The following is a 9,492-nucleotide window of genomic DNA, read 5'->3' as shown; positions in this document are numbered from 1 at the left end:
ACCCGTAGGCTGCCGTGTCTACTGACAAAACTGCCAACTCAACTGACAACGGACATTAGGCCTACACTCGGTGTGACCACATGTAAGGGAAAGCCGATAATGGAGATTCTGTCAGCCTGGGCGGGAGAAGGGGCTCCTCGGATGGCATGCCTTCCAAATAGTCGACAAGCGCCTGCACTCACCGGATCGGCGTCCGGCGCGCGGGCAATCAAAGGGTGCCGCCTCGCTCCTGCGGCCCCTGTTGTCACCGTCCATGACTCAGCAGTCGTCGACGATCTTGCCGACCACGCCTCCGATTGCGGCGCCCACAGCGGCTCCGCCCGCACCTCCAAAGTAGCCACCGATCACTGCACCCGCGCCGGCAAGGGTGCCCTGCCAGTTGCCGCCCGACTTTTTGTAGACCACCGTTGACCCGCCCGGTTCGCCGCCATCGCCGGACACGTAGGACCCGACGGCGCCGGAAGCGTAGGCGAGAGCAACCGGACTCGCGTTGCCTTTGACCAGGAGCTCCTCATACGCCTTCTTGACTTCCTGGTATGCCTTTGCTGCATCGTGCTTCCCGCCAGTCGCGGCGTGCCCCAGCTCGCAAATATGGCTCAGGACAGGCAACTCCTTTTCGGTGATGAAATTGAGCTCATGAAGCTTGGCCAGCACAATTTTGTCGGCCTTGAGGCGGTCGCCACCGGCCTCGGCCATGATTCGTTTAATTTCCCTAGCCGCGGCGCTTTGCATCTCGTAGACGCCGATTCCGCTAAATGATTCCAAGCTGTTCATTGGAACGTCCTCCTGTTCGATGATCAACTTCCGTCATGCAGGCAACCAACATCGGGACCTCACTCCCCAACCGCGGTTTGAGCCAGCCGCTCGGCCCCATCAGCTAAGGCCTCCCGGAGCGGTCCTTCCCCGAGGCGGGAGGCATAAGATGCGAACACGGTTGCGCCGACTACCCGGGCGCTGTTCACGTGCAAGGGGTCGAGGTGCGGACCATCGGTAGGTCCCGGCCCCGGCCACGGGAAGGGCCACTTGTGGGGCCACGGCGTGCCGCACCAGTCATCTATCAGTTCACGCACCATGCGTACGGGATCATCGTTGCGGATGTCTGCCTCGACCGCGAGCCGCACCAATTCCCGTGCCATCAATCCGGCTTCCAACTGCAACCTCTCCCCCATCTCCTTCGGAGGCAGCGGCTGAGGGTTCAGGGCGACAGTATCGAACCTTTGCCGAATCAAGGGGCCATGCGGGTAAATGGCGTCCCATATTGCCGGGTGAATGCGCGCTACGTGACCAAGCAGAGTGCCGTAGTTCATGACCATCCTCCAAGACGAACGAACGGGCCCGACGTCAGGTGAGACGCCGGGCACTCCTGTCCGCCACGCTGCTCGCGCCCCCAGACAGTCCGGCTCGACATTCTCCAACGTCCTGCCACTGATTCAGCCCCGAACCTAACCGTGGAGGCGTTACTGCAGCGTTACTCCCGGCCCGCATGGGTGGACTCGGCCGGCCGCGAGTTTGTTGGATACCCCCGGTAGAGTCAGAAGAAAGGTCTGACATCTAGAGGGAGAAGTTCATGACAACCACTGTGGCCGTCCTCGGAACCGGAATCATGGGCGCCGGCATGGCGCGCAACCTCGCCAAGGCGGGCCTCGATGTCCGGGTCTGGAACCGCAACGCGGATCGGGCCGAGCCGCTGGCAGAGGCAGGAGCCGCCATCGCAGACTCTCCCGCCCAGGCCGTCCAAGGGGCGGATGTTGTCCTGACTATGCTTTTCGACGAGGCCGCGGTCACCGAGGTCATGGCCGAAGCCCTGCCCGCGATGCCGAAAGGATCGGTATGGGTGCAAAGCGGGACGCTCGGACTGGAGGCAACGGAGCGGCTGGCCGCACAGGCAGCCGCTGCCGGCATTGAGTTCGTCGACGCCCCCGTTATGGGGACCAAGCAGCCCGCGGAGGAAGGGAAACTCACCATCCTGGCGGCCGGGCCGGACCGGGTACGTCCCGCCCTGAAACCGGTCGTCGATGCCATCGCGGCGCGCACCGTCTGGGTGGGCGAGCGTCCCGGCGACGGGCACCGGCTCAAACTGGTGGCGAACGCCTGGGTAGTCTCCCTCGTCGCGGCCGCAGCGCAGTCCATCGACCTCGCCGCCCGCCTCGGCCTGGACCCCCAGCTCTTCCTGGACACCATCGCCGGCGGCGCCTCGGACAGCCCGTACGCCCAGACGAAAGGCCGGGCCATGATCGGCGGAAACCTCGCCGCCAGCTTCCCGCTCGAAGGCGCCGCGAAGGACACGCAGCTCATCGTCGAGGCCATGGAGCAGTCCGGAGCCCGCCCGGACCTCATGCAGGCAGTCTCGGGGCTGTATGCCGATGCGCTCGCGGCCGGGCATGGGGGAGAGGACCTCGCCGCCGTCATCACCGCTTTCCGCCGCGGCCACGAAGCGGGGTAGCCTACTTCTTCGTCAGCCGGTACCGCTCGATCTGCCGCAGCCGCCGCAGGAGGCTGTCGCGCCGCGGGTGCGGGACGGCGTCGGCCGGTTCGGCGGTGAGGTCGATGTGCTTGGTGCCGTACTGCCACAGCAGCAGATCGTCCATCAGCCGGTCCGGGCCGGGGGAGTAGCGGTGGTCCAGAGCCCTGCGGACCTCCGTGATGCGGTTGGCGCTGAGGAGCCCGGCCAGCTGCACCGTCTGGTTGAGCCCATGCGCGGCGAGGAGTTCGGCGGCCCAGCCCCAATCGTCGTCCACCTTGCGGTCCACGTGCGGGAGCAGCGTGCGCCAGACATCCCGGATGCGGTTCGGCGTCAGCGGCATAGCGCCCTCGCCGTCCGTGTCCCAGAAGCTGCGCACTTCCTCGTACCGCTCGTGCAGGTCCGCGAAGGCCGTTTCCACCGTCTCCAGCATCGCCGCCGTGGCCGTGAACTGCCGATCGAAATGCGGCGTCCAGGCCCGCGGATCCTCGGCCTTGAACCGGATGTCGTGCTCAATCTCGCTCCACGCATGGGCAAAGATGGTGCGTATCTGGCACTCGAAAAAGTAGCTGCCGTTCGGTTGCAGGTCAGGGTTGAAGACCTGCTGGTACTCCTTCACCGCCTCGTTCTGGATGGTGCGCAGGATCAGGTGCCGGCTGGAGTACCCGTAGGTGCCCGACTCGATGGACCCGATGTCCTTCTCGCGGTCGCCGCGGCAGTCGAACAGCTGCCGCTGGCGCTTGATGATGTTGGCCACGGCGGCATTCTCCGCCGGCAGCCTGGTGATCACGCGGATCCCGACCATGTCATTGAGGGTCCGGAAGGGATCCGGGAACTTCAGCAGCCGCGGGCCGCCCGGCTCCAGCGGCTCCTCCGTGCGGGAAATCTTCTCCTTGAACGACTCCACCGTCTTGGTGCGCCCGGTGACGAACAGCGGAGTGACCTCCGTGTCCTTGAGCATGTCCCGCAGCACCAGCAGGACGTCCCGGGTGACCAGCTTCAGGGCAGGCCGGACGCGCTCGTAGATCTCCACGTTGTGCTGCACCGACTCGCGCAGCGTTGCGTCAAGGCTTTCCCAGTTACTCGGCATGCTCCCAGCTTACGGCGGAGGTCCGACACGGAGGCCTTACGTTTCGGCCGCCGCCGTGGATCCGCGCACCACCAGCGAGCTCTCCAAGGTCAATTCTTCCTGAGCCAGAGACTGCCCCTCCATCAGCCGGCGCAGCTGCTCCCCGGCCTTCAGCCCCAGCAGCTCTGCGGGCAGGTGCACGCTGGTCAGGCCCGGGCTGCTGGTGGCCGAGTAGGGCAGGTCATCAAAGCCCGCCACGGCAAGCTCCTCCGGAATGCGGAGCCCCTCCACGCGCGCTTCCTGCAGCACACCGTAGGCGTGGGTGTCGGTGGCGCAGACGACGGCGGTCACCCCCGCGCGCTGCCAGTCCGGCCAGGCGTCGGCGAAGGCAGCCGCGGCAGCACCGACGTCGATGGTGGTGGCAGGGACGTGTCCGGGGTCCACCGCCATGCCGCGCTCCGCGGCCTCCGCCAGGAAGGCCTCCCGGCGGATGGTGAAGGTCTCCGTTCCCGTGATGCTGTCCAGATACGCCACGCGCCGGTGCCCGGCCGCGGCCAGGTGGGCCGCCAGCTCGCGGGCGCCGTGCGCCACATCCAGGTTCACCGCCGGCGCGTACGACTCCAGGCCCGGCGCATCCAGCAGCACCAGCGGGCCCGCCACCGACAAATCCGCCAGGAACCCGGCGTTGGGCGCATCCACCAGCAGCCCCGCAGGCCGCAGCGACATCAGCTTCCGGACGTCGTCGGCTTTGGGGAACTCGCCCGAATCGGTGACGGACAACAGCAGCTGGTAATCCGGTCCCAGCGATTCGCGCACGCCGCCGATGACCTTCGCGAAGAACGGGTTGGAGATGTCCGGCGCCACGAGGATCACGATGGAGCTCACCCCGCGTGCCAGGGAGCTGCCGATGCCGTCCACCACATAACCGAGTTCGGCGATGGCCTCGCGGACCCGCGAAATGTTGTCCTCGGACACCCGTCCCGCCGTCTTGCCGTTGGCCACCAGCGACACCGTGGCCACCGAAACCCCGGCCCGCGCGGCCACCATGGCCGCCGTGATCCGGCGGGGCCGGGCCCGCTGCTGCACCTGTTCCCCGGAATCCATACTTCGATCCTAGCCGCCGCGGGGCGCTCCAAGAACAGCAAGGCATCAAGCGTTTGACGTGGGCGGATGCGCGGCGCGCGTTAAGCGTTTGACGTGGCCCAACAAACGGTGTCATGATCACTCCCGGAATACTGAACCCCCTGCCGCCTCGGCAGACCCCAATGACGTGGAGAATAATCGTGGACTTAAGCCACCAGCCCCCAGAAAGCGAACAGCCCCGGAAAATCATCCTGGACTGCGACCCCGGCCACGACGACGCCGTGGCCCTCCTGCTCGCGCACGGCAACCCGAACATCGAACTGCTGGCTGTCACCACCGTGGTGGGCAACCAGACCCTCGAAAAGGTCACCCGTAACGCTTTGGCCGTCGGCACCATCGCCGGCATCACCGGCGTCCCCTTCGCCGCTGGCTGCCCCCGCCCGCTGGTCCGCAGCATCGAAACCGCGCCGGACATCCACGGCGACAGCGGCATGGACGGCCCGGAACTGCCGCCGTCGAAAATCACGCTGGACCCCCGCCACGCCGTCGACCTCATCATCGACACTGTCATGGCCCACGAACCCGGCACCGTCACCCTAGTCCCCACCGCCGGCCTGACCAATATCGCCATGGCCGCCCGCAAGGAACCCCGCATCGTGGAACGCGTCAAGGAAGTGGTCCTCATGGGCGGCGGCTACCACGTGGGCAACTGGAGCGCCGTGGCCGAGTTCAACATCATCATCGACCCCGAGGCCGCGCACATCGTCTTCAATGAGAAGTGGCCCGTGGTCATGGTGGGCCTGGACCTCACCCACCAGGCCCTGGCCACCCCGGACGTCGTGGAGAGGATCGCCGCCATCGGCACCACTCCGGCCAAGTTCGTCACCGAGCTGATGGACTTCTTCGCCCACACCTACAAGGACGCCCAGGGCTTCGATTTCCCGCCCGTCCACGACCCCTGCGCGGTGGCCTACGTCATCGACCCCAGCATCGTCAGCACCCGCAAGGTCCCCGTCAACATCGAACTGACGGGCGCGCTCACCCTGGGCATGACCGTGGCAGATTTCCGCGCCCCGGCCCCGGCCGACTGCCACACCAGCGTGGCCGTGGACCTGGACCACGCACGGTTCTGGGACCTGGTCACCGACGCGCTCAAACGCATCGGCGAGCCGGGCGCCAACACCTCAGCGGACGATGCCGGGACCGGCGAAGGTGCGGACCCCACCCAAGGCAACGCGTCCGACGTCGAACTTAACCACGCTGCCCGCCTCACCGCCGGAGGGGTCAAGTAAATGACCGCCACCCTCACCGAAGCGAAGACCGGCCGCGGCAACACCGCCGCCCTCATGACCGCCCTGCTGGCCGCCTGCGTGGCGTTCCAGCTCAACGCCTCCATGCTCAGCCCCGCCCTGGTGACCATGGGCCAGGAACTGAAGGCGGACCAGGCCCTCATCGGCCTCTCCCAGACCTGGTTCTTCACCGCCGCCGCGCTGTTCTCCCTGTTCCTGCCACGCCTGAGCGACATCGTGGGCCGCAAGAAGGTCCTGGTGGGCATGATGCTGCTCATGGCCGCCGGTTCCGTCATCGCCGCCCTGGCCCCGGACATCACCTGGCTCTTCGTGGGCCGCATCATCCAGGGCGTCAGCGGACCCACCGTCCCGCTCTGCCTGATCATGCTGCGCTCGGCCGTCAGCAACCCGCGCAAGTACGGCACGCTGATGGGCCTTATTACTGCCGTCAACGGCGGCGTGGCCGGCGTGGATTCCTTCGTGGGCGGCTATTTCGCCGAGCACTACGGGTTCCGCAGCATCTTCTGGCTCATGGTGGTCCTCGCCGTCGCCGCCACTGCCCTCGTCCTGTTCCTGGCGAACGAAAGCAGGCCCGCGGCCGGCACCCGGATGGACTGGCTGGGCGTGTTCTTCATCGTGGTGGCGGTGGGAGCCCTGCTGACCGCGCTGAACGAGGCCTCGAAACTGGTTGCCGGATTTAACCCAGGCGTGCTGGTACTGAGCGTGCCGCTGATCCTCGTATCCGCCGTCGCGTTCTTCGCCTTCTGGCGCACCGAGCAGCGCGCCGCCCAGCCCATGGTGGAAACCGTCCACCTGCGCCAGCGCGCCACCTGGGCGCCGCTGCTCACCACCACGCTGACCATGACCGGCATCTTCGCCGTCATCAACGGCATCGTCCCGGCCTATGTCCAGGCCGCCGCTCCCGGGTTCAGCATCGGACCCACCGAGATGTCGCTGATCATCCTCACCCCGTACGCCCTGCTCGGCTGGGTGGTGGGCCCGCTCAGCGGCAGGCTCGCCCCGGTCCTCGGCTACACCAAGGTGCTGCGCATCGGCCTGCTGGGCAGCATCGCCGCGCTCGCCGTGATCGCGTTCCTGGGCCTGTCCAGCCTGCCGATGATGATCGCCGGCACGGTCTTGCTGGGCATCATGTACGCCGGTACGGTCAACATCATGCTCAACGGACTCGGTGTTGTCCTCTCACCCGCCGGCAACCCCGGCTTCCTGCCCGGCATGAACGCCGGCGCGTTCAACCTGGGCGCGGGCCTGAGCTTCCTCATCCTGCCCGCCGTGCTCGTGGCGACGGCGACGCTCGGCGATGCGCAGGCCTCCTACCTGACCGTCGTGCTCGTCGGCCTGGCCCTAACCGTCGCCGCGTTCGCCGCGTCGCTGCTGATTCCCAAGCCGGTTGAGGCGGAGGTGGCGGCGTGAGCGACGCGGCCGGCCGGATCGTCGTCGTGGGATCCCTCAACGCGGACCTCACCATCTACTGCGACCGCCTCCCGCAGCCGGGCGAGACGGTCCAGGGCAACGGGTTCGCCGTGAATCCCGGCGGCAAGAGCGCCAACCAGGCCGTCGCTGCGGGCCGGCTGGGCGGGCACGTCAGCCTGGTGGGCGCCGTGGGCGAGGACGCCAACGGCGACATGCTCCTGGCGTCGGTGGCCGGCGCCGGTGTGGACGTGGGCCGTGTCCGCACTTCCAGCGAGCCCACAGGCGTGGCCGTGATCGCCGTCGATGCGCAGGGCGAGAACAACATCATCATCTCCGCCGGCGCCAACGGATCGCTGTCCCCCAAGGACGTGGCGGGAGCCTCGGACGTCCTGGAGGGCGCGGCCGTCGTCAGCCTCTGCCTGGAAGTCGGCATGGATACGGTGCTGGCGGCAGCGCAGGCAGGGCACGACGCCGGAGCGCAGGTCCTGCTGAACCTCTCACCGTATGCGGAAATCCCCGAAGACCTGGCCGCGCTGGCGGACATCCTGCTGGTCAACGCCCATGAGGCCGCACTGTTCCTGGGCGGCGGGGTCCCGGGGGCCGGCGCGCCCGCCGATGAGTGGGACGCCGTGCGGGAGCGGTTCGCCGCGCGCGGGATCCGGCAGGTCCTGGTGACACTGGGTTCACGCGGGTCCGTGGTTCTGGACTCGCTGGCAGAAGCCCGCGTCACGTTCGTGCAGCCCACCGAGGTGAACGCCGTGGACACCACCGGCGCCGGGGACGCGTTCACCGGGGCGGTGGCCGTCCGGCTGGCGGCGGGGGACGCGCTCGCCGACGCCGCAGCATTCGCCTCCGTTGCCGCGGCGATGGCGACCACCCGCAAAGGGACGCAGGCGGCGTACCCGGAAGCGGCCGCCGTCGAGCGCCGCCTCAACGCCTCCTAGACTCCATTGCTCCCCACCGGCACCCTAGCCTCGCAAGCTCGGCCAGGGAACCCTGCCGGCGTGGGCCCAACGCCCTTATGCGACGCCAAAACGGCGTTTACGGAGCAATGGATGGGCTAGGCGCGGGCCGCGGCCCGGACGGAGTCCCGTTCCACCGGCGGGCAGTGGATTTTGGCCGCACCCTGGGGAGCCTCCGGTGCCGGGTCAAGGCCCAGCAGCGTGCGCACCCCTGCCGCGCCCAGTTCGTAGTGCGGCAGGGACACGGTGGACAGGGGCGGGCGCAGATGGGCTGCGATGACCTCCTGGTTGTCGAACCCCACCACCGCGATGTCGTCCGGGATGGACAGGCCGCGTTCCCGCAGGCCGTCGTACAGGCCCATCGCCATCCGGTCGTTGTAGCAGTACACCGCCGTCACGTCGCGCTTGAGCAGTTCTTCGGTGGCCCCGTAGCCGCCTTCCTGGTCCGGATAAGCCTCCAGCACCAGCCCGGGATCGAACGCCACGCCCCCGTCCTCGAGCGCTTCCCGGTACCCCTGCAAACGTCCGTCTTTGGCCGGGGCCGGGATGGTGGCATTGATGAAGGCGATGCGGCGGTGGCCGTGCCGGAGCAGGATCTCGGTGGCGGACCGGCCGCCCTGGACCTCGTCCGGGACGACGGCACGGGCCCCCGGCTCGGTGGAGAAGCAGTTGACCAGCACGAAGTCCGCCTCGCGCAGGGACGCCGGGACGTCGGTGGGCCGGTGGAACCAGGTGGAGTAGAGGATGCCGCGCACCTTGTACTCCAGCATCATGCCGATGGCATCCTGCTCCAGCTCCCGGTTGCCCTCGGTGTTGGCGATGAGGAGGGCGTACCCGTGCTTCCACGCCTCGTCCTGCGCGCCGTGGATGATCTGGCCGGCGAAGGGGGTGGTGGCGACCCCGTCCGCCACCAGCCCGATGAACTTCGACGTGCCGCTGACCAGCGTCTGGGCCATGGCGTTGGGGCGGTAGCCCAGGGCGCGGATGGCGTCCTTGACGCGCTGCCGGGTTTCTTCGGCGATCCGTGCGCTCTTTTTCTTGTTGACCACCAACGAGACGGTGGCCGTGGAAACCCCGGCCGCCTCGGCCACTTCGCGGAGGGTCACCGGATGGGGCCGCCCGGGCGTCCGGGGGGAGCCGGCCGCGGGCGCGGGCTCTCCTGGCTTGTTCTCCGTTGACATCTTCTGGCCTCCCTCA

Annotated in this window: 8 protein-coding genes; 4 read left to right on the top strand and 4 right to left on the bottom strand. The window is 67.9% G+C overall.

The features are described 5' to 3' along the window. Positions 1-258: 258 nt before the first annotated feature. A complete protein-coding gene (locus ACYSM9_RS18705; protein WP_461858459.1) occupies positions 259-801 on the bottom strand; it encodes a hypothetical protein in 543 nt (180 codons plus the stop codon). Positions 802-1,567: 766 nt separating this feature from the next. Between ACYSM9_RS18705 and ACYSM9_RS18700 the strand changes: the two genes are divergently transcribed. Then, a complete protein-coding gene (locus ACYSM9_RS18700; RefSeq protein ID WP_461858458.1) occupies positions 1,568-2,443 on the top strand; it encodes an NAD(P)-dependent oxidoreductase in 876 nt (291 codons plus the stop codon). Position 2,444: 1 nt separating this feature from the next. On the opposite strand, the gene ACYSM9_RS18695 is transcribed toward ACYSM9_RS18700, so the two are convergent. Continuing rightward, positions 2,445-3,551: a GTP pyrophosphokinase gene (locus ACYSM9_RS18695; protein ID WP_461858457.1), complete on the bottom strand. Its 1,107-nt coding sequence runs from the start codon at positions 3,549-3,551 to the stop codon at positions 2,445-2,447. A gap of 36 nt (positions 3,552-3,587) precedes the next feature. Then, the gene (locus ACYSM9_RS18690) at positions 3,588-4,577 is read right to left on the bottom strand and encodes a LacI family DNA-binding transcriptional regulator (RefSeq protein ID WP_461858461.1); all 990 of its coding nucleotides are present in this window, start codon (positions 4,575-4,577) and stop codon (positions 3,588-3,590) included. Positions 4,578-4,795: 218 nt separating this feature from the next. Here ACYSM9_RS18690 and uriH point away from each other — a divergent pair, with 218 nt between their 5' ends. The 3 genes from uriH to ACYSM9_RS18675 are packed head-to-tail and all read left to right on the top strand — an operon-like array spanning position 4,796 to position 8,277. Next, positions 4,796-5,905, top strand: a complete 1,110-nt coding sequence (gene uriH / locus ACYSM9_RS18685; RefSeq protein ID WP_461858456.1) for a uridine-preferring nucleoside hydrolase UriH — start codon at positions 4,796-4,798, stop codon at positions 5,903-5,905. Next, on the top strand, positions 5,906-7,333 hold the full coding sequence (gene uriT, locus ACYSM9_RS18680) for a uridine transporter UriT (RefSeq protein WP_461858455.1): 1,428 nt from the start codon (positions 5,906-5,908) through the stop codon (positions 7,331-7,333). It abuts the gene before it with no gap. After that, complete coding sequence (locus ACYSM9_RS18675) at positions 7,330-8,277, top strand: ribokinase (RefSeq protein ID WP_461858454.1); 948 nt, start codon at positions 7,330-7,332, stop codon at positions 8,275-8,277. The genes uriT and ACYSM9_RS18675 overlap by 4 nt, the downstream gene beginning before the upstream one ends. A gap of 116 nt (positions 8,278-8,393) precedes the next feature. Here the strand turns inward: ACYSM9_RS18675 and ACYSM9_RS18670 are convergent, their stop codons facing one another. Further along, positions 8,394-9,476: a LacI family DNA-binding transcriptional regulator gene (locus ACYSM9_RS18670; protein ID WP_461858453.1), complete on the bottom strand. Its 1,083-nt coding sequence runs from the start codon at positions 9,474-9,476 to the stop codon at positions 8,394-8,396. Between the last annotated feature and the right edge of the window lie 16 nt (positions 9,477-9,492).

This window comes from Arthrobacter sp. C152 (assembly GCF_054890965.1).
The sequence above is the reverse complement of the archived record's forward strand: the minus strand, read 5'-3'. Positions and strand labels throughout refer to the sequence as shown.

What these genes read in the sequence shown, in the direction of transcription:
- ACYSM9_RS18700 (WP_461858458.1), top strand. Translation starts at nt 1,568, where the DNA reads ATGACAACCACTGTGGCCGTCCTCGGAACCGGAATCATGGGCGCCGGC.
- ACYSM9_RS18695 (WP_461858457.1), bottom strand. Translation starts at nt 3,551, where the DNA reads ATGCCGAGTAACTGGGAAAGCCTTGACGCAACGCTGCGCGAGTCGGTG.
- ACYSM9_RS18690 (WP_461858461.1), bottom strand. Translation starts at nt 4,577, where the DNA reads ATGGTGGCCGCGCGGGCCGGGGTTTCGGTGGCCACGGTGTCGCTGGTG.
- uriH (WP_461858456.1), top strand. Translation starts at nt 4,796, where the DNA reads ATGACGTGGAGAATAATCGTGGACTTAAGCCACCAGCCCCCAGAAAGC.
- uriT (WP_461858455.1), top strand. Translation starts at nt 5,906, where the DNA reads ATGACCGCCACCCTCACCGAAGCGAAGACCGGCCGCGGCAACACCGCC.
- ACYSM9_RS18670 (WP_461858453.1), bottom strand. Translation starts at nt 9,476, where the DNA reads ATGTCAACGGAGAACAAGCCAGGAGAGCCCGCGCCCGCGGCCGGCTCC.